Source organism: Bradyrhizobium sp. STM 3561, assembly GCF_045571455.1.
Taxonomy (GTDB): Bacteria; Pseudomonadota; Alphaproteobacteria; order Rhizobiales; family Xanthobacteraceae; genus Bradyrhizobium; species Bradyrhizobium vignae.
This window is the reverse complement of sequence record NZ_CP120695.1, coordinates 1,111,091-1,128,371: the sequence shown is the minus strand read 5'-3', so window position 1 is coordinate 1,128,371 and position 17,281 is coordinate 1,111,091. Positions and strand designations below refer to the sequence as shown.

Below are 17,281 nucleotides of genomic sequence, written 5' to 3'. Positions count from 1 at the left end.
CGTATGTTCGGTCCTGCACCGTACAAACCGTGCGAACGACCCGTCACCAGCCGCGTTGTGCACGCTAAGGGCTGCTCTCCGACGAAGGGATCGAGCATGAACTTGCGATGGGTGAATGATGCACAATCGCCCGATGCGACGCTCCGGGAGCTCGCCACATTGGGCCAGCTTCGAGGTGCCCTGACCATCGGGGACATTCGGGAGGCGCTTCCGATCGATCGGATGACCCACGATGAAGTTGCGCGGGCGGTCGCTTACCTCGAGGAAAGAGGCATCGAAGTCTTGGTCGACCCGAGCTTGATGGTCGGGCCTGCATCAACGCGGGAGGAGTTGCTCCATCGAACCACTTCCGGCGGTGCTCCGACGACAGCCTTGCCGAGGCCAGAGCTGTCCCACCAGGCCGGAAGCAGAGGGCCCGCGGGCGCGACGCGATTTCCTAGCGAAGACGTCGGCGGCTCGGCGACGGCGACGCTTAGCGTTCTTCTTGCGGGGCTCGTGGTCTGCGCATTGGCTGCGATCCTGTTCTGGACGATTTGGTGAACGTGCCGCGGACGGGCTCGCCGAAGCATTTGGACGATGACGGAGCAGGCAAGTGATGCCGGTGTGGGTAAGTGCTGGCCTCTGGGGTCTGCTTGGAGCTTCCTCGTTGGTGGTCGGGCCGCCGTAGCCTATCTCCCAACGTTGCCCAGGTGGTTGACCGCCAGCATCATGTCGTTCGGCTGCGGCGTTTTGATCTCGGCGGTGGCCTATGGAGGACGGTTACCAAGAAGGGGGAATATTGCCGATAGCCGCCGGCGCTCTCGTCGGCTCGGTCGCCTATGCCTTCACGGATCACGTCGTTTCGAAACGTGGCGCGCATCACCGCAAGCAGTCCGGCAACCGACAGCGCCAGGCGGGCAAGGGCGGAGGAATGGCCATTGCGATCGGATCGCTCTTGGATGGCATACCCGAAAGCGTTGTGCTCGGTCTCTCGTTATTGAGTGGAAAAGGGGTAAGCGTCGCGATGCTCGGCGCGATCTTCCTTTCCAACTTTCCCGAGGGCCTATCTAGTGCGGTCGGCATGCGCAACGCCGGACGGAGTGCGTCCTATGTGTTCGCGCTGTGGATCACGATCGCCGTTCTGTCGGGGCTGAGCTCTCTTTGCGGCGCAGCATTCCTGCAAGGCGCCTCGCCGCAGCTGACTGCGACGGTAAACGCGGTGGCGGCCGGCGCGCTTCTTACGATGGTGGTGAATACGATGATCCCAGAAGCAACCGAGGTGGAGCAAAAGATCACGGGCGTGCTTGTGGTGATCGGGCTTTTGGTTGCTTTTTCGCTTTCCAATCTGGGCCAGTGAAACCGCACATCGACGATCTTTTCGTTGGCGAGGTGGAGAAAGGGCTGATCCGAAAGTTTTCTGGCCTTAAGCGAAGCGGCCGCGACCGAACAGGGTTGGGCGCCGCCGCAGCATCAGGGACTGCTCGGCATCGAAGGCTTTGTCCGTCCCGGCCCCACCAGCGTCGTTGGGGCGCGATTCCTTCTGGTCCGGCATCATTCCGCTGTCGATCGATTAGACCAGATGACCGGCCGCACCTTGCCGCTCAGACGAGAGCCCTAGGCTGAGTCCTTTAGTGAATCGAGACGCTTGCGGAGAAATGCCAGTACCATGATCTCGTCGGAGGTGAGCTTGGCATACTGCCGCTTGAACTTCTGCGCGATTTTGGCTTCGATCATCCTCACCAGGTCGCCGGACATGTAGGCGTTCAAGACTTCAGGGTGCACGTAGCACTTGCGGCAGATTGCGGGCGTGTTGCCGAGCTGCTTGGAGACGCGCTCGATCGCGGCGACGACGTTGCGCTTCGCCTCGGCCTGGCTGTCGTACTTCATGAACTCGGTCAGCGCCAACGCCGCCAGAACCGTCCCGGCCCAAGTCCGGAAATCCTTTGCGCTGAAGTCCTGGCCTGTGATGTCCTTGATGTAGGCATTGACATCGCCTGAATCCACAGTGCGCGGCTGCCCGTCGTCGTCCAGGTACTTGAAGAGCTCATGTCCTGGTATCTCCGCGCAGCGCTTCACGATGGCGGCAATCCGCTTGTCCTCGACGCGGAGTTTCCACTGTTTGCCCGACTTGCCGGTGAAGTCGAACCGAAGGACGCCGCGGCCCACCGCAACGTGCTTTCGTCTCATCGTGGTGAGCCCGTAGGACTTGTTTTTCTCGGCATACTCGGCATTGCCGACCCGGATCAAAGTCTTCTCCAGAAGACTGACGATCGTGGCCAGCACCTTCTCGCGAGGTAGCCCTTCCAGCCTCATGTCGGCCGCGACACGGTCGCGCAGCGCGGGCAGCGCGGCTGCGAACTGGACGATGTGTTCGTACTTGTTCTGGTCGCGCAGCTCACGCCTTTTGCGTGGTAGCGGTACTGCTTGCGCCCCCGAGCATCGAGCCCAGTCGCCTGGATGTGGCCATTCGCCAAAGGGCAGATCCAGACGGATTCATAGGCCGGCGGGATACCGATGGACTTGATGCGCCGGATGACGGCGGCATCGGTAATGCGCTTGCCGTCCTTGTCGTAGTAACTGAAGGTAGTCCCCGTCCGCTTGCGGGTGTAACCGGGCGTGGAGTCGCTGACGTAACGAAGGCCTTCTTCCGCAATGGTCGCCGCGACCTCGGCGGTGCGGTCCAGGATCTGGTCTTCGTTGCTGGTCTGTCGGAGCATGGGCCGGTCCCCTCGGAAGCACTCCGGGATCGAGGCTCCGCTCTTTCACAAGGGATGACGACGCCGGTTGGTTCCGTTTTAGGTCGGTGGAGCGACGTGTAACTCGGTGTCAGCGACGGAAGGCCGGTTCCTTCGGTAAAGCACCCGGTCGGTGAGAGATGGCATGGCTCGACTTCAGACAATCGCCACAAACTTCACCGACATGCGGTCTCAGTCAGTGTGTGCGAGGCCGCTATGTCCCAATATTCGCTCGATGCATTGCGTCAGCGCTATGTCATCGAGAGAAGACCGCTGGAGGCCAACGTCGAGCAGATCTTACGGGCCGACACCCGCGCGGGAGCTCGCGCCATCCTTGCCGCAATCGATAAACGCCGCTTTGAAAATCGCTCCGAAGGGCAGCGCCTCCGCAAGATGCTCCGCTTCGAGACCGCTCTCTGGGAAAGCGGTCATTATGCCGTGGCAGGCGTGGACGAGGCCGGAATGAGCCCTCTCGCCGGGCCGGTCTCCGCCGGTGCCGTGATCCTGAAACCAGGCACACGGATAGTCGGCATCGACGACTCGAAAAAACTCGACGCTGCGGCTCGCGATGAACTCGCCAAGGAGATCAAGGAAAAAGCAGAGAGTTGGTCTGTGGCGTTTGTCGAAGTCGAGGAGATCGACGCGATCAATATCTATTGGGCGGGGATCCAAGCTATGCAGCGTGCGGTCTGGGGACTGGGGTTGACGCCGCAGCACTTGCTGATCGATGCGAAGCGGTTGAAGGAAATCGACATCCCTCAGCAGGCCATCATCAAAGGCGACGCCAAGTCCGCCAGCATCGCCGCCGCCTCTATCCTGGCGAAGGTCGAGCGGGACAGAGTCATGCGGACGCTCGACCTGCGTTACCCCGGCTATGGCTTCGCCGATCACAAGGGCTACCCGGTGCCGGCTCATTACGACGCACTCGCCAGGCTCGGCGCATGCGCCGCTCACCGGCGATCGTTCGGACCTGTACGTAAGGCTCTCGGGCTACCGTCACTGCCGCCGTGGCCTTCGGCATCCGAGCGCACCGCCGGCTGAACTCTCAGTCGTACGCTTCGTCTGGGCGGCATTAATTTCGCGACCGGCTCCTTTCGCGAACGACGTCCTTCGGGTTCTTGTCGGAGCGCAGGCCGAGATAGACAGGCTGGCGCAGTTCGCCCTTGCTGGTCCACTCCGCGAACTTCACTTCTGCGACCAACGAAGGACGCACCCAGGTCGTGACCCGCTCGTCCTTTACCTTTGCAGTGAAGGGCGACTTGGCTGTCTGGAGCTTCATGAGTTTGCCGTGAAGCTCTTCGAGAACCTGGTGGCTGAAGCCGGTGCCGACATGGCCGATGTACCGCCATGCATCCCCTTCGCGTACTGCCAGCACGAGCGCGCCGAAGAAAGGCCGGGCTCGCCTCGGGGCGGTGAAGCCGGCGATCACGACCTCCTGCCGCTGCGCGGTCTTTACCTTCAGCCAATCGGCGGTCCGGCGTCCGGACGCGTACGGGCTGTCGGCGCGCTTGGCCATGATGCCTTCGAGATGTCTCTGCTCGGCTTCTGCGAAGAACTTTGTTCCCTTACCTTGCGGTGGTTGCTGAACGCGATCAGCTTGTGGCGCGGCAAGATGGTCTTGAGCCGCTTCTTGCGCTCGAGGAGCGGCAGCGCGCGCAGGTCCTCACCATTTGCGAACATCAGGTCGAACGCGCAGTACAAAAGCTTAGCCTCGTGGCGCAGGGCATTTTGAAGCAACTGGAAATGGGATACGCCGTCCTTCCCGATCGCGACGAGCTCGCCGTCGATCACGGCATCCGCCGTCACGCCCTCAAGGGCTTTCGCGACCTCGACATAGGAGTGGCTGATGATTTTCCCGTTGCGGTTGTAGAGCGCGACCCCGCCACGCCGGATTTCCGCGACCATGCGGAAACCATCGTATTTGTCCTCGAAGACCCCGTTGGGATCGTCGAACGGTGAATCGGTCAGCGTGGCCAGCATGGGCTGCAGGCGGTGAGGCAGGGTCGATTTTCGGGGCATGACCGGATCTTTCTAAAGAGCTGGCAAGGCCCGAAACGAGGAGAGCGGAAGGCGAACCCGCGCGGCATCGCCAGCCACGACCGTCCCGCCGGTCCGTACCACGCCCAACACACCGGATTTGTATGGAGGGCCCCTTTCCGCCGACGAGAGCACCTGCCGCTTAAGGCCGGCTCGGAAGCGGTCGATGAGGACGCAGGGCGTCCGGAGGCCGGTTAGCTCAACGACCGCGGCCGGCCCGAGCTCGATTAGCGTCCCGAGCGGCATCCGTTCTAGGTCCAAGCCGGCGGTGGTGATGTTCTCACCGAGCTCTCCCGCTGCAACTGAGAAGCCGGCACCCGAGAGCGTCGCAAAGAGCTCGGATGGGATCAGGTGAACCTGCCGCAGATTGGGAAGGTGCGGCTGACGACGGGCGAGAGAGCGGTGCCTGACCAACGCGCCGGCGTGGGCGTCCCCTTCGACGCCATAGCCTTCCACCAGAGCTATGCGGTCCTGGATCGGTTTGCTGAAATGGTGCCCACGGTCGGCGGCGACCGCCACGACTGTCCCCTCGAGCGCCATATCGTGCCCGAGCGGCATCAGGCGGCGCGGGCGAGCGAGCGCCGCTTCTGGCGCAGATAGCGCGTGATCTCCGCAAGCGGCATCGCGTTCAGGACCCGTTCGGCAGGGACACCGCCCTTGCGGGCCATCACGACGCCCCAGTGCATGTGGTCGAGCTCGGAGATCGAGTGCGCGTCCGGATTGATGCTCAGCATGCAGCCGAGTTCGAGGGCGGCCTGGTGCCAGCGCCAATCCAGGTCGAGACGCCATGGGTGCGCGTTGATCTCCACGACGACGTCATGCTTGGCGCAGGCCCGCAGCACCTTCTCCACGTCGATTTCGTAGCCCGGCCGTCGCTGCAGCTGTCGCCCGGTCATATGGCCGATGATGGTTGTGTGGGGATTGGAAACGGCCCGAAGCAGTCGCTGCGTCTGGGCCTTCCGATCCAGCTTGAAGCGGCCGTGGATGCTGGCGACGACGAAGTCAAAACGTTCAAGCACCTCGTCTTCGTAGTCGAGCGAGCCGTCCGCCAGAATGTCGGACTCGATGCCTTTCAGGATCCGGAAATCCTTGCCGAACCGCTTGTTCAGGCGGTCGGCTTCCCGGTGCTGCTGCGCGATGCCCTCGACGGAGAGGCCGCCGGCATAGTGGGCGGACTTGGAATGGTCGGCCACGCCGAAATACTCAAAGCCCCGCTGGCGCGTGGCCTTAGCCATGGTCTCGAGCGTCTCGGTGCCGTCGGAGGCATCGGTGTGGCAGTGAAGGATGCCGTGCAGGTCCTTGTCGGTGACGAGCTTCAGCAGCTTGCCCTTCAGAGCCAGCTCGACCTCGCCGCGGCCCTCCCGGAGCTCGGGATCGATGAAGGGCAGTCCGAGAGCCTGGTAGATGTCGGCCTCCTCGCCGGCGACCAGCGTGCGGCCCTTGTGCAGACCGTTAGCGTCCAAGCGAAGGTCCCTCTCTGCTGCCAACGCTTGTAGCTGCTTGATGTGGGCGGGGGAGCCGGTGGCGAAGAGAAGGGTGGCGCCGAAATGCTTGCGGTCGGACACTCGGACTTGCAGCCCTTCGGCCGATGGCATCGCGGTCCTGTCTGACTTGGCAGCCTCCGCAACGATCGCGAGGTCGCCGACGAGCTCGCAGCCCCGACGGAAATCGCCGGCGATCGTCACCCGCTTGAGCTCGGGCCGGGCCTTCCGGATGGATTCCTTCGCGTGTGCCAGCAGGGCTGCGGCACGATGCAGATGCAGGCGGCTTTCTCCGCTTTTGGCGATCGCCAAGTTCTGCAGGATCTTGGTCTGGAGCGCGGCACCGAGTCCTTTGGCCTTTTTGATGCGATCGTCCTTGGCGGCGGCCTCCAAATCCGCGAGCGAGCCGATGCCGAGATCCTTGTACAGGCGCAGCACCTTCTCCGGACGAAGGCCGGGCACGGCGAGCATCTCGAGCACGCCCGCGGGAATCTCCTTCCGCAGCTTTTCGAGGCTGGGATGACTGCCCGTCTTGTGAACCTTGGTGATGATGTCGGCAATAGCATCGCCGACGCCTGGGATCTCAGTAAGTCGATCTTCGGCGACGAGCACGTCAAGAGGAACGGCTAGGGCCGCCAAGCTGTCGGCGGCCCGAGAGTAGGCTTTTGCACGGTAGGGGTTGCCGCCACCCAAGGCGGTGCGCTGCGCATATTCCCGCAGGAGACTTGCTACGGCGCGAGCGTCGAGGGAGGCCACTCAATGAACCTCCTGCTCTGCGCGATGAGGACTCGTTGTGGCAAAGCGAGTTCGAGGGGCCGGCTCATTCGGGCGACCATCCAGAGATCTTTCTAGTTTCTGCGCTGCCCGGAAGTCTTCCAGGTGCTGCGTGTTCGGGCCATACGCCGCCTCCTTCTTGAGGAGGTTATAGATTCGTGCCGCCACCAGTTGCAGGCGCTTCAATTTACCTCGCGGCATCGATCGGGCCTTGCAAAGAGCTCGGATGGCGTAGGCTCGGAAATAGTCGAATGCGTCTGACATGATGTCGGTAAACGCTTGTTCCCGCCGATAGTTCAGCCGCACGGGGCCACCTCAAAGGTCTTCGCGCAGTCCCTTGAACAACGGGTGCCGGACCTTGCCTTCGGCAGACTTCGCCCGGTACTCGATCTCGGCGAGGAGCTTTGGCTCGACCCAGATTCCCTTGTGCGCGATCCGCTTGGCATAGGGCTGCGTCTTCCGGATCAAGGGCTTCAGTCGCTTCTGCAGGTCGGCGGCGGAGACCTTGTCGAAGCCGTGGTCAACCTTGCCCGCGTAGACCAGATCGCCGCCCTTGCGCCGGCCCAGGTAGATGCCGTCCCACTTGCCCTCGTCGAGGGCGAAGCCGGCGATCGCCAGCGTCTCCCGCTGCGTGCACGTCTTCTTGACCCAGGCGTTGCCGCGCCCGCTCGCATAGGCGCTGTCGCGCACCTTCGAGACCACACCTTCGAGGCCGAGCTGCAGGCGTGCGCGAACATCGCCTTCCCGTCGATTTCAAAGCTTTCGCTGAATTGCACGTCGCTGCCGGCGATGATCTTCCTGAGCTCGGCCTTACGGCGAAGCAGCGGCTCCTTCCGGATGTCGCGGCCGTTCAGGTAGAGAAGATCGAAAGCCACCAGGACGATGCTCTTCGAGGAGCCCTTGAGCTCGTTCTGCAACACGGAGAAGTCGGTGCTGCCGTCCGCCGCCGGCACGACGATCTCGCCGTCGATGATGGCCGATCCGGCCTTGATGTGCCAGGCGTCGTCCGCCGCTTTGCGGAAGCGCTTCGTCCAGTCGTGCCCGCGCCGGGTGAAGATCGTGATCGCCTGATTCGCCAGGTGGACCTGGACGCGGTAGCCGTCGAATTTGATCTCGTGAATCCACCGCGCTCCGGACGGCACCTTCTCGATCGAGGATGCCAAGGCCGGTTCGACGAAGCCGGGGAACGGCGCCTTGACGCCGATCGCCGGTTTTCCTCGCGGCAACGCCACTCACGAGCTCCACACAATACCAACGGTGATTCAAACTGGCACAGAAGCATTCGTTCCGGAACCCGTGAATCCAATGGCGCGTTGGGCTTCCGCAATGAGAAGCACAAGGCGCAATGGAAGTCGACGCTCGAAACCTACGCGGCATCCTTGCGCGCCAAGCCGGTGGACACCATCAGCACCGACGACGTGCTGGCGGCGTTGAAGCCGATCTGGACCACCAAGGCCGAAACCGCCTCACGAGTGCGGGGTCGCATCGAGAAGGTACTGGATGCGGCCAAAGCAAAGGGCTTCCGCGAAGGTGAGAACCCGGCTCGCTGGCGGGGCCATCTGGACCACCTGTTGCCCAAGCCTTCTAAGCTGGCGCGCGGCCATCACCCGGCAATGGCCTATGAGCAGTTGCCTGCCTTCATCGCCGATCTGAGGCTCCGAGAGGCCACCGCAGCGCTCGCATTGGAATTTTGCATCCTCACTGCTGCCCGTTCGGGCGAGGTCTTGGGAATGCTGTGGTCGGAAATCGACTTCGACAAGAAGACCTGGACGGTGCCGGCGAAACGAATGAAGGCTGGCAGGCAGCATCGCGTCCCCCTTTCCTCGCGCGCCGTGGCAATCCTCCGCCAGCTTGAAAAACTAAAGACCAGCGACTTCGTCTTTGCTGGGCAGAAGCGCAACAGGCCTCTGTCCAACATGGCTATGGACATGATGTTGCGCCGGACGAAGGTCGGGGACGTCACCGTTCACGGTTTCCGTTCGAGCTTTCGGGATTGGGCCGGCAACGTTTCGAGCTTCCCCCGCGAAATCGTGGAAACGGCGCTGGCGCACGTCATCGGCGACAAAGCAGAGCAGGCTTACAGGCGCAGCGACGCTTTGGACAAGCGCCGGAAGCTTATGGAGGCCTGGGCGGCGTATTGTGAGCCAAAAACAGCAGCCAATGCTGTGCCGATACGCAGGCGGAAATCTCATTGAGGCGCTACGTAGGGTACGCACCGATGGACCCGATAACACGACGATGTCCGCTTCGCCCCAAACAGCGGCGCAAAAGCGGACATTGCTGGACTTCCGAGTTGGGCCAATAAGAGACTCATGCACCGCAGCATACGGCGCCTTTATTCGATTACCTCGTCGGCGCGGGCAAGCAGTCCGAGGGGCACCGTGATTCCCAGTGCTTTGGCGGTCTTGAGATTGATGACCAGATCGAACTTGGTCGGCTGTTCGACTGGCAGGTCGGCTGGCTTTGCTCCGCGCAAAATCTTATCAACATAGTCAGCTGCGCGCCGCCATAGATCAGAGAAGCGCGGCGCATAGGACATGAGGCCGCCAACCCGGACGTTCGCATCATTCCCGTACATCGTCGGAAGCCGCGCGGCCTGGGCCAAGGCTCCGATTTGAGGGCCGTTGCTGGTCGTGAGCGGCTCCGGCTGCACATAGAGTGCACTCACGTCGTCCTTGAGACTCGCAAGCACTTGTTGGATATCCTCGGCTCGCCGGATTTCGAGCTTGTCGATCTCTAGGCCGAGCTTTCTGGCAGCGGCTTGAACCTCAGAAACCTCTGCCGGTGTCGAGGGATTATTAACATTGACCATGAACGCAAAGCGCCGAAGGCCAGGTAGAAGCTCGAGCAAAAGTTCGAGCCGCTTACCTGCAAGTTCGGGTGATTGGATCGACAGGCCGGTAGCGTTACCACCCGGCCGTGCCAGGCTCGCGACGAGGCCATTGGCAACCGGATCGCCCGCCGTGGCGAAGATGATTGGAATGTCTGAGGTTGATCGCTTAGCCGCAAGCACCGCTGAACCCCCGGATGTAACGATGACAGCAACCTTCATTCGAACGAACTCTGCCGCTATTTCGACATAGCGCTCGCTTCGTCCTTCCGCCCAACGAGCTTCGATTGCGACGGTACTTCCCGCGATCCAGCCAAGTTCATGCAGCCGCTCCACGAACGCTTCTGTCCATGAGGCTTGCGTCGATGAACTATTGGCACCGAGCAGCCCGATGATAGGCAGTTCCTGCGCGCGCACAGCAACAGGCCACGTGACCGACGCGCCGCCGATCAATCCGATGAACTCGCGTCGCTTCATGACTATCCCTACTGGGCCGGAGCCGACACCCCAGCGGAAGTCGGCTGGCTCATTCGATCATCTCGTCGGCGCGCAGTAGTACGGCCGGCGATATCTCGACACCGAGCATCTTCGCGGTCTTCAGGTTGACGACCGTCTTGAGCTTTGTCGGTTGCTCGATCGGGATATCGGCCGGATTAGCGCCTTTCAATATCTTGTCGACGAAAACAGCGCTGCGGCGAAACATTGCGGTGAAGTCCACCCCGTAACCCACCGGGACGGCCCCCCGAGACGCGAGAATTGGCGCGGCAATCGATGGCACACGGCATTTGTCAACGACCGCGGCGACTAAGGAAGAGTTGGTTACAAACACATTGGCTTCCGTAATCAGGAGGCCGTCCATGGAAGTGGAGCCGACGGCCGACAGCGCGCTTTCCAGGGTGCCGGGAACGTCGACCTCGATCGGTCGCAGTTCAACCTTCAACGCCTGCGCTGCAGCCGCAACGGCGCTCATTGCACTATGGTTGAGGGGGTTCCCTCGTTGCAGGAGCACCCCTGCCCGGGTCATCGAGGGGGCCAGACTCGCGAGAATCTCTAAACGTTTGGCAGCTATTTCTGTAACGAATTGAGTTTGTCCCGTTATGTTGCCACCCGGATGAGCCATGCTGGCTGCAAGTCCCAAGGTCACCAGATCTGGACCCACGATCATTACGGTCGGAATCCTTGTGGTCGCCCGGTGAGCAGCAAGAATCCCCGGAGTTGTAGCCGTCACGAGAACGTCGACATCGAGGGCGACCAGTTCAGTCGCCAGCGCGGGCAGCCGGTCGTTATCGCCGTCGGCATCCCGATATTCGACATGAACGTTCTCGCCCTCAACCCAGCCGAGATCGCGAAGCCCCGCGAGGAAAGCTTCTACCTCCAAATTTCGCAGCGGTGGGAGGAAGAGGCCGATCCGAGCGATTCGCTTACCTTGCTGAGCGCGTGCCACCAAAGGCCACGCCAATGCCCCACCAACCAGAATAATGAGTTCCCGTCGTTTCATTGCCAATCTCAATCGCATATCCTCAGGTGGAGAATAGGCAATTTTCGACATAGGTCCAAGGCAGCCATGGCCGTTCCGGGTGACGTGCCGTCCTCCCGGATCGGCTAGCGCCACTGGTGTACCCCCGACAACTGCCCGTTTGCTGCATCATCGCATTTCGGCAGCACCGGGTCAAAACGCGAAGAGCTCAAGTTGAGCAAATCTAGTCCGCCCTGCCGCGATGAGCGGACTTCCGTCGAACGCGGTTTAACTTCGCAGATGGGCCAACAAGAGGCGCTTGAGCTGGGCAAAGCGTCTCTACTCAATTACCTCGTCGGCGCGGGCGAGTAGCGTTGGCGGCAGCGTAAGGCCCATCCTCTTTGCAGTCTTGAGATTAAATACAAGTTGATAGCGCGTCACGAGCTGGACTGGCAGGTCTCCGGCCTTTTCGCCTCGCAGGATACGGTCGACGTAGGTAGCGGACCTGAAGAACAGGTCCGACACATCGTAGCTATACGAGCACAATCCGCCTGAATCTACGTAGGCTCGATAAGGATAGATCGCCGATACGCCAAGACGCGCAGCGGTATCGACAATCGCTTCGCGATGGATCGATGTGAATGGATCAGGAAGCAAGACCAAGCCTCCGCCCGGACGCTCGCCAAACTTGCCAAGGATCTGATTGATTTCCCCTCTATCGCGCACCTCAACCTGCGTTAGAGGGATCCCAAGAGCGTCCGCCGCCTTCCCGTGCACGACATACTGATCATATGGCGTGGTTGTAGGATTGTAGAGGATCCCGATCCTATCGACGTTCGGCGATAGCTCCTTAAGCAATTCGACCCATTTTCCCGCGACCGAAAACTCGAACGCGGCGAACCCGGTTACATTGCCTCCGGGTCGCGTTAGATTTTTCACGAACCCTTGTCCCACCGGATCAGAGACCTGAACAAAAACGATTGGAATGTCTTGCGTTAAGCGCAAAAGAGGAGGGACCGAAGGCGAGCTATGGGCCAGAATGAGATCGGGTCGAGAGTTGACCAAGACGTTCGCGATCTCCCCGATCCGCTGCTTGCTCCCATCTGCCCAATGATACTCGATTTCGAGGTTCTCCCCGTCTGTCCATCCGCGTACGCGTAGCCCTCTATTCAATGCAGCAATCCGATCCTGTGCCTCCGAGCCAATCGTAATCAGAGCGCCGAGACGTGGCCTTCTTTTGCGCTGCTGTGCCTTGGCAAGCGTGGGCAAAATAACTGACGTTGAAAGTCCCAGAACAAACCGCCGCCGCTTCATTGCTCATCCGCGCCTAATGCGTCGATCCAAGCATACGGATTTCTCGGCTCAGCTCCAAGGCGCGCGATGTCCTCTCCGGGCCTAAATCAGAAGTAGAGTTGATCGAATGCCTGCGGTCAGCTAAGCTTTATATGATTTATCTTTGATTGCCATGACAACAAGACGGATTGCAGACCTGCCAAATTTTGCGGATATGTGGGAGGCCCGGATGGACCGCCGAACTTTGCTCATTTCTTCACTCGGGGTTTTGGTTGCTTCCCGTGCGACTGCAGAGCAGCTTTCGCTACGCTCTCGACTGATCGGAATGTGGTCACTCACCGAGGCGGTAACGGTGAAGGGAAACGAGACTGTTGGCAGGCATCCTCCCATCAAGGGGATGATCAATTACAACGAAAACGGCTGGATGAGCGTGCAGATAGCAGGTGCGCCAGCGGGTGAGATTTCTCACGCCGACTTCTATAAGCTTTCGGCCGCAGATCGTGCGGTTTGGTTTGATGAATACTATGCCTATTATGGCACGTTTGAAGTAGACGAAGCAGCACGTGTCGTCACACATCGCGTTGTCAATTCGCTCCTCCCCTACGAAACGGGGACCATTCTCAAGCGAGATGTCTCTATAAATGAAGACACGTTGTCACTGGTGACTCCGCCTAGAGACGATGGCAGCGGCAAAACAACTTTCAACCGATTGGTTTGGAAAAAGGCGATCTGAGACAAAAGATTCAATTCAGCTCGGAAAGACGAAGTCCGCTCTGGGTCTTGGTCGGGCATGCACTGGGCCTTGATTGAACAGTTATTACAGGCGTTGGTCCAGTAGCGCCGCAGCATCTTGTCGGCTTCTTCGTTTGTGTAGCGATACGGCAATCGCTCCCCGGCTGGACAAAGATAGATGTCTTCCTCAGGCAAATAGCCGAATCCTGCTTGCCGAAGCGTCCTCCGACTTGGCGCCCGAAGTCATTGGCTCGGGCAGAGTTACCGTGACGCCTGGTGGCAGGCCAGGATGTCCGGGCTGCTGAAGTAGCCGCGATCGGCGACGGCCTTGAGCGTCTCAGTCTTCAGAACAGCCTCGCCTGCATAGCCATATTGGCAAGTTGTGCCCGATCTGAGCCGCTGTTCGTCACCTCATCGTCCTTGCGAAGTCGCAATCGTCTTGTGGTCGCGAGCAAGCCGACCCAGCAGCCCTCGACATGGCGCCCGGCCTCGCGTTCCAGCCGCCGGCTCGACTGCACTCGGTTCAGATAGCCTGAAATGTAAAGCTTAAGGAGAACCGAGGGATGGTACGATGGCCGACCGGTCGCCGCCGGCTCCGCACCGGCAAAGCCCATCTCAGCCAAACTGAGCGCATCGACAAATACGTCGATCACGCAAACTTGGTTACTCGCCAATGAAGTCATCGAGGCATTAAGGCAACAGCGTCCGCTGCCCACGATCCGCCTCTTCAACGAAGCGCCAAATCAATTCCTCCAAAAAGAAGAACAGGGAATCATAACAGCCGCTCGCCGTTTCACACAGCGAGGGTCAATTGCTGCCGTGAGTGGGGACTATTCGATCACCTCATCGGCGCGGGCAAGAAATTGTGGAGGAAACTCGATCTCGAGCGTCTTCGCGGTTTTGAGATTTAGAAGGAGCTTGAATTTTTCTGGCTGCTGGACGGGTAAGTCGCCTGGTTTGGCGCCACGCAGTATCCGGTCCACGTACTCGGCGCCGTTCCGATAGACCTCATTGAAGTCGGGCCCATAGGACATGAGGCCGCCGCTATTTGCGTACCCGGCCGATTGAGAAACCAACGGCAGCTTCAAGCCCAACGCAATCTGGACCACCGCTTCTACGCGGCTCTGCATTACCGGATCATCAATAACTACGACGGCGGCCGCGTGCGTGCTGACCGCTTTGCGTAGAGCACCGTCAATTTCCGAAGCGCTATCAATACCGATGTCCTGAATTTCGATGCCCAACTGAACGCCTGCTGTGAAAATCTCGTCACGGACCAATACAGCACCCTTGCTCGGCTTGTTCCAAAGGACCGACAAAAGCTTGGTGCTGGGGAGTGCCTCCTTGATCAACGCCAGCCGCTTGCCGGCGATGTCAGGAGCGAAAACGCTCATTCCGGTTACGTTGGCATCGGGACGCGCCAAATTGGTGACAATGCGAGATTGCACCGGATCCGCTACCTGCAAAAACACGATAGGGATATTTGAAGTCGCTTGCTTGGCCGCAAGCGTGGGTTCGGTCGGCGCTGTCACGATCAATTCGACAGGAGTTTCCACAAGTTCACGAGCAAGGCGCGGCAAGGGCTCAGTACTTCCTTCGGAGAATCGCCACTCGATGCTCAGATTGCGACCCACTTCCCAGCCTTTTTGCTGCAGTCTCTCGAGAAACGCTCGAAACGGCGGAGTTGGATGGGTATGGGCTGATCCTTGTGAGAGCACACCAATCAGGCGCTGTTGCGCGCTCTGCTGCGCACGCGTCGTGATCGGCCAAATGGCCGCACCGCCCAAAATCCCCAGCAGATGGCGTCGTCTCATGTCCTTCATCCTAAGGCCTCATCGTACTGGAGAAGCCCTACTAAACGGTAGGGGCCTCGAAGGCGCTGGATATCCGCCTCCCGCGTGGCGTTCCTCGGATAAACGACCGTCCTGCCCCAAATGGCATCTTCTGTGTCTTGCGCTTCGTGCTTTGACGACATTACTCGAACACTTCGTTGGCCAGCGCCAGCACGCTTGGTGGAATGGTGAGATTCAAGACCTTGGCTGTCGCTAAATTCAAAACCAGCTCAATTTTGGTCGGCTGCTCGACTGGAATATCTGCCGGCTTGGTGCCCTTGAGTATCTTGTCGACATAGTCGCCAGCCCGGCGGAACAAGTCGGCCTCGTCTGCGCCGTAGGAAATGAACCCGTCTGCCTTGCAGAATGCCCTCGCACCCCACATCGTAGCTATTCCAGACTCCCGCGCCAGGCCGTTGATGCGGACCAGATTGGCAACGACGAAAGAGTCCTGGCAAACGTAGAGCGCCTTGGTCTTGTCCCTCATCGCTTCAATCGCTGGAGCAAGATCACCTGCGGATCTGATATCTAGGATATCAACTTCGAGTCCAAGCTGGCGCGCAGCCGCTTCAGCCGTAGCAGTCTCATGCGCTGCACTGAGGTATCCCCCATTTGCCAGCACTGCCAGCCGCGCAAGAGAAGGGATGATCTCACGAAGGAGCCCAACACGCTTGGAAACCATCTCATTTGACTGTAGCGACAATCCCGTAACATTTCCTCCAGGTCGTGACAGACTCGCAACAAAGCCGCTTGCCAAGGGATCCACGGCAACTGCAAATACGATCGGGATCTTCGAGGTCGTCTGCTTGAGCGCCGGAATAGCGCTTCCCGCGGTCAAGATAACGTCAACATTTGCCTGGGCGAACTCGGCCGCGATCTCCGCGTACCGATCACTTCTTCCCTCGGCCCACCTTATGACGATGGTCACCGTGCGGCCGTCGATCCAGCCCAACTCGCCGAGGCGCTGACGGAACGCGGACATCGAAGCCGCCCAGGATTTCTCGGCGCCAGCGCCCAAAACCCCAATGACGGGCAACTTGGCCTGCTCTGCATGCGCATCGAGGGCACGCGACAGTGCCGCGCCGACAAAGGCGATGAAATCGCGTCGCTTCATGGCAAGCCTCATTCCACTAACTCGTCTGCGGTCGCGAGCAACGTCGGCGGCACTTCCAGGCCGATTGTCTTGGCGGTCCTGAGGTTGATGACCAGTTCGAACTTGACCGGCTGCACGACCGGAAGCTCGGCGGGCTTGGCTCCTTTGAGGATCTTGCCGACATACAGGCCACCATTGCGATAGCCATCGGCAAAATCAGGACCATAGCTGATCAGGCCACCGCCGAGAATATATTCACGCTGCGGATAGATCGTGGGAATTGAATGTTGTGCAGCGAGCGCAACTAGCCGTCCGCTATGACTGTTGAAGAAGGGATCTGATGCGACCAGAATCGCGCCCGCGCCTTGCTGTTTGGCGCTGGCAAACGCGGCGGCAAGTTCATCTTCGTCGCTTGCGGAAAGCAGAATGGCTTTCAGTCCGAGACTGCTGCCAGTCTCCTGGATTTCTTCAATCTGGCCTTTAACGCCGGGATATTTCGGGTTGGTCAGTCCGGCAATCACCGACGCCTTGGGCACCAGTTCGTGCAGAAGCCCGAGTTTCTTCGCATCGAGCGCTGAGGCGATCAGGCTAACGCCGGTCACGTTGGCGCCCGGACGGTTGAGGCTGGCAACGAGACCGGTCTGCACCGGATCAGCCGCACTAACAAAGACAATTGGAATCGTCGATGTGGCCGCCCTAGCCGCACGCGCCGGATCGGTTCCCCCCATCGCCATGATCACCGCCACCTGACGGTTGACCAGATCCGCCGCCAACGCCGATAATCGATCATAATGCCCTTCCGCCCAGCGATATTCGATCGCCACGTTCTGTCCCTCGACAAATCCTGCTTCGCCTAAGCCTGCGCGAAGCGCATCGAGAAATTGTTCGAGGTAGCTGCGCGACGCTCCGTGGAGAAACCCGACCACCGGCATTGCTGGCTGCTGCGCGCCGGTTGCAGACGACCATGCCAACATCCCACCACTGACAACACCGACGAAGTCGCGTCGCCTCATTTCGTTCCCCTATGCCTATCTTCTGA

At 60.2% G+C, this 17,281-nt stretch carries 16 protein-coding genes and 4 pseudogenes; 5 read left to right on the top strand and 15 right to left on the bottom strand.

The window, feature by feature from the left end:
- The first annotated feature begins 3 nt into the window (after nt 1-3).
- The gene (locus P6U28_RS05040; RefSeq protein ID WP_122404599.1) at nt 4-540 is read left to right on the top strand and encodes an RNA polymerase sigma factor region1.1 domain-containing protein; all 537 of its coding nucleotides are present in this window, start codon (nt 4-6) and stop codon (nt 538-540) included.
- A gap of 208 nt (nt 541-748) precedes the next feature.
- A complete protein-coding gene (locus tag P6U28_RS05035; RefSeq protein WP_244607723.1) occupies nt 749-1,336 on the top strand; it encodes a ZIP family metal transporter in 588 nt (195 codons plus the stop codon).
- Between the two features lie 257 nt (nt 1,337-1,593).
- On the opposite strand, the gene P6U28_RS05030 is transcribed toward P6U28_RS05035, so the two are convergent.
- On the bottom strand, nt 1,594-2,325 hold the full coding sequence (locus P6U28_RS05030) for a DNA topoisomerase IB (RefSeq protein WP_407123202.1): 732 nt from the start codon (nt 2,323-2,325) through the stop codon (nt 1,594-1,596).
- Entirely contained in the window at nt 2,289-2,696 is a 408-nt protein-coding gene (locus P6U28_RS05025; protein WP_407121851.1) for a hypothetical protein, read from the bottom strand. The genes P6U28_RS05030 and P6U28_RS05025 overlap by 37 nt, the downstream gene beginning before the upstream one ends.
- A gap of 234 nt (nt 2,697-2,930) precedes the next feature.
- Here P6U28_RS05025 and P6U28_RS05020 point away from each other — a divergent pair, with 234 nt between their 5' ends.
- Nucleotides 2,931-3,755: a ribonuclease HII gene (locus P6U28_RS05020; RefSeq protein WP_122404601.1), complete on the top strand. Its 825-nt coding sequence runs from the start codon at nt 2,931-2,933 to the stop codon at nt 3,753-3,755.
- A gap of 31 nt (nt 3,756-3,786) precedes the next feature.
- Here P6U28_RS05020 and ligD (P6U28_RS05015) read toward each other — a convergent pair.
- The 5 genes and pseudogenes from ligD (P6U28_RS05015) to ligD (P6U28_RS04995) all read right to left on the bottom strand — a co-directional run bounded on the left by ligD (P6U28_RS05015) (nt 3,787) and on the right by ligD (P6U28_RS04995) (nt 8,169).
- Nucleotides 3,787-4,733: pseudogene (ligD, locus tag P6U28_RS05015) on the bottom strand (non-homologous end-joining DNA ligase).
- A 12-nt stretch (nt 4,734-4,745) separates the two neighbouring features.
- Nucleotides 4,746-5,309 (bottom strand): MOSC domain-containing protein, encoded by a 564-nt coding sequence (locus P6U28_RS05010; protein ID WP_209296327.1) that lies wholly within the window; start codon nt 5,307-5,309, stop codon nt 4,746-4,748.
- Nucleotides 5,309-6,988, bottom strand: a complete 1,680-nt coding sequence (locus P6U28_RS05005) for a DNA polymerase/3'-5' exonuclease PolX (protein ID WP_122404603.1) — start codon at nt 6,986-6,988, stop codon at nt 5,309-5,311. The genes P6U28_RS05010 and P6U28_RS05005 overlap by 1 nt, the downstream gene beginning before the upstream one ends.
- Nucleotides 6,989-7,312 (bottom strand): hypothetical protein, encoded by a 324-nt coding sequence (locus tag P6U28_RS05000; RefSeq protein WP_312016224.1) that lies wholly within the window; start codon nt 7,310-7,312, stop codon nt 6,989-6,991.
- A 9-nt stretch (nt 7,313-7,321) separates the two neighbouring features.
- Nucleotides 7,322-8,169 (bottom strand): annotated as a pseudogene (gene ligD / locus P6U28_RS04995) (non-homologous end-joining DNA ligase).
- On the opposite strand from ligD (P6U28_RS04995), the gene P6U28_RS04990 reads away from it, so the two are divergent.
- Nucleotides 8,074-9,201 carry a tyrosine-type recombinase/integrase gene (locus tag P6U28_RS04990; protein WP_407123201.1) on the top strand — a complete coding sequence of 376 codons (1,128 nt, stop codon included), beginning with the start codon at nt 8,074-8,076 and terminating at the stop codon, nt 9,199-9,201. The pseudogene ligD (P6U28_RS04995) and the gene P6U28_RS04990 sit on opposite strands and share 96 nt — an antisense overlap.
- Nucleotides 9,202-9,341: 140 nt before the next feature.
- Here P6U28_RS04990 and P6U28_RS04985 read toward each other — a convergent pair whose 3' ends face one another.
- The 3 genes from P6U28_RS04985 to P6U28_RS04975 all read right to left on the bottom strand — a co-directional run bounded on the left by P6U28_RS04985 (nt 9,342) and on the right by P6U28_RS04975 (nt 12,606).
- A complete protein-coding gene (locus tag P6U28_RS04985; protein ID WP_122404611.1) occupies nt 9,342-10,313 on the bottom strand; it encodes an ABC transporter substrate-binding protein in 972 nt (323 codons plus the stop codon).
- A gap of 49 nt (nt 10,314-10,362) precedes the next feature.
- Nucleotides 10,363-11,334, bottom strand: coding sequence for an ABC transporter substrate-binding protein (locus P6U28_RS04980; RefSeq protein WP_122404612.1), 972 nt, complete (start codon nt 11,332-11,334; stop codon nt 10,363-10,365).
- Nucleotides 11,335-11,631: 297 nt separating this feature from the next.
- Nucleotides 11,632-12,606, bottom strand: a complete 975-nt coding sequence (locus P6U28_RS04975; RefSeq protein WP_407121850.1) for an ABC transporter substrate-binding protein — start codon at nt 12,604-12,606, stop codon at nt 11,632-11,634.
- 151 nt (nt 12,607-12,757) lie between these two features.
- Here P6U28_RS04975 and P6U28_RS04970 point away from each other — a divergent pair, with 151 nt between their 5' ends.
- Nucleotides 12,758-13,318 carry a lipocalin-like domain-containing protein gene (locus P6U28_RS04970; protein WP_407123200.1) on the top strand — a complete coding sequence of 187 codons (561 nt, stop codon included), beginning with the start codon at nt 12,758-12,760 and terminating at the stop codon, nt 13,316-13,318.
- A 59-nt stretch (nt 13,319-13,377) separates the two neighbouring features.
- Here the strand turns inward: P6U28_RS04970 and P6U28_RS04965 are convergent.
- The 5 genes and pseudogenes from P6U28_RS04965 to P6U28_RS04945 form a co-directional block, all read right to left on the bottom strand.
- Nucleotides 13,378-13,434, bottom strand: a pseudogene (locus P6U28_RS04965) (hypothetical protein); the annotation flags it as partial.
- Nucleotides 13,435-13,775: 341 nt separating this feature from the next.
- Nucleotides 13,776-14,061, bottom strand: a pseudogene (locus P6U28_RS04960) (transposase); the annotation flags it as partial.
- Nucleotides 14,062-14,147: 86 nt separating this feature from the next.
- Nucleotides 14,148-15,140: an ABC transporter substrate-binding protein gene (locus P6U28_RS04955; protein ID WP_122404616.1), complete on the bottom strand. Its 993-nt coding sequence runs from the start codon at nt 15,138-15,140 to the stop codon at nt 14,148-14,150.
- A gap of 151 nt (nt 15,141-15,291) precedes the next feature.
- The gene (locus tag P6U28_RS04950; protein WP_160118863.1) at nt 15,292-16,263 is read right to left on the bottom strand and encodes an ABC transporter substrate-binding protein; all 972 of its coding nucleotides are present in this window, start codon (nt 16,261-16,263) and stop codon (nt 15,292-15,294) included.
- 8 nt (nt 16,264-16,271) lie between these two features.
- Nucleotides 16,272-17,255 (bottom strand): ABC transporter substrate-binding protein, encoded by a 984-nt coding sequence (locus P6U28_RS04945; protein ID WP_122404618.1) that lies wholly within the window; start codon nt 17,253-17,255, stop codon nt 16,272-16,274.
- Between the last annotated feature and the right edge of the window lie 26 nt (nt 17,256-17,281).

What these genes read in the sequence shown, in the direction of transcription:
- P6U28_RS04945 (WP_122404618.1), bottom strand. Translation starts at nt 17,255, where the DNA reads ATGAGGCGACGCGACTTCGTCGGTGTTGTCAGTGGTGGGATGTTGGCA.
- P6U28_RS05020 (WP_122404601.1), top strand. Translation starts at nt 2,931, where the DNA reads ATGTCCCAATATTCGCTCGATGCATTGCGTCAGCGCTATGTCATCGAG.
- P6U28_RS04955 (WP_122404616.1), bottom strand. Translation starts at nt 15,140, where the DNA reads ATGAAGGACATGAGACGACGCCATCTGCTGGGGATTTTGGGCGGTGCG.
- P6U28_RS04975 (WP_407121850.1), bottom strand. Translation starts at nt 12,606, where the DNA reads ATGAAGCGGCGGCGGTTTGTTCTGGGACTTTCAACGTCAGTTATTTTG.
- P6U28_RS04980 (WP_122404612.1), bottom strand. Translation starts at nt 11,334, where the DNA reads ATGAAACGACGGGAACTCATTATTCTGGTTGGTGGGGCATTGGCGTGG.
- P6U28_RS05035 (WP_244607723.1), top strand. Translation starts at nt 749, where the DNA reads ATGGAGGACGGTTACCAAGAAGGGGGAATATTGCCGATAGCCGCCGGC.
- P6U28_RS05040 (WP_122404599.1), top strand. Translation starts at nt 4, where the DNA reads ATGTTCGGTCCTGCACCGTACAAACCGTGCGAACGACCCGTCACCAGC.
- P6U28_RS04970 (WP_407123200.1), top strand. Translation starts at nt 12,758, where the DNA reads ATGACAACAAGACGGATTGCAGACCTGCCAAATTTTGCGGATATGTGG.
- P6U28_RS05025 (WP_407121851.1), bottom strand. Translation starts at nt 2,696, where the DNA reads ATGCTCCGACAGACCAGCAACGAAGACCAGATCCTGGACCGCACCGCC.
- P6U28_RS04985 (WP_122404611.1), bottom strand. Translation starts at nt 10,313, where the DNA reads ATGAAGCGACGCGAGTTCATCGGATTGATCGGCGGCGCGTCGGTCACG.
- P6U28_RS05010 (WP_209296327.1), bottom strand. Translation starts at nt 5,309, where the DNA reads ATGCCGCTCGGGCACGATATGGCGCTCGAGGGGACAGTCGTGGCGGTC.
- P6U28_RS04950 (WP_160118863.1), bottom strand. Translation starts at nt 16,263, where the DNA reads ATGAAGCGACGCGATTTCATCGCCTTTGTCGGCGCGGCACTGTCGCGT.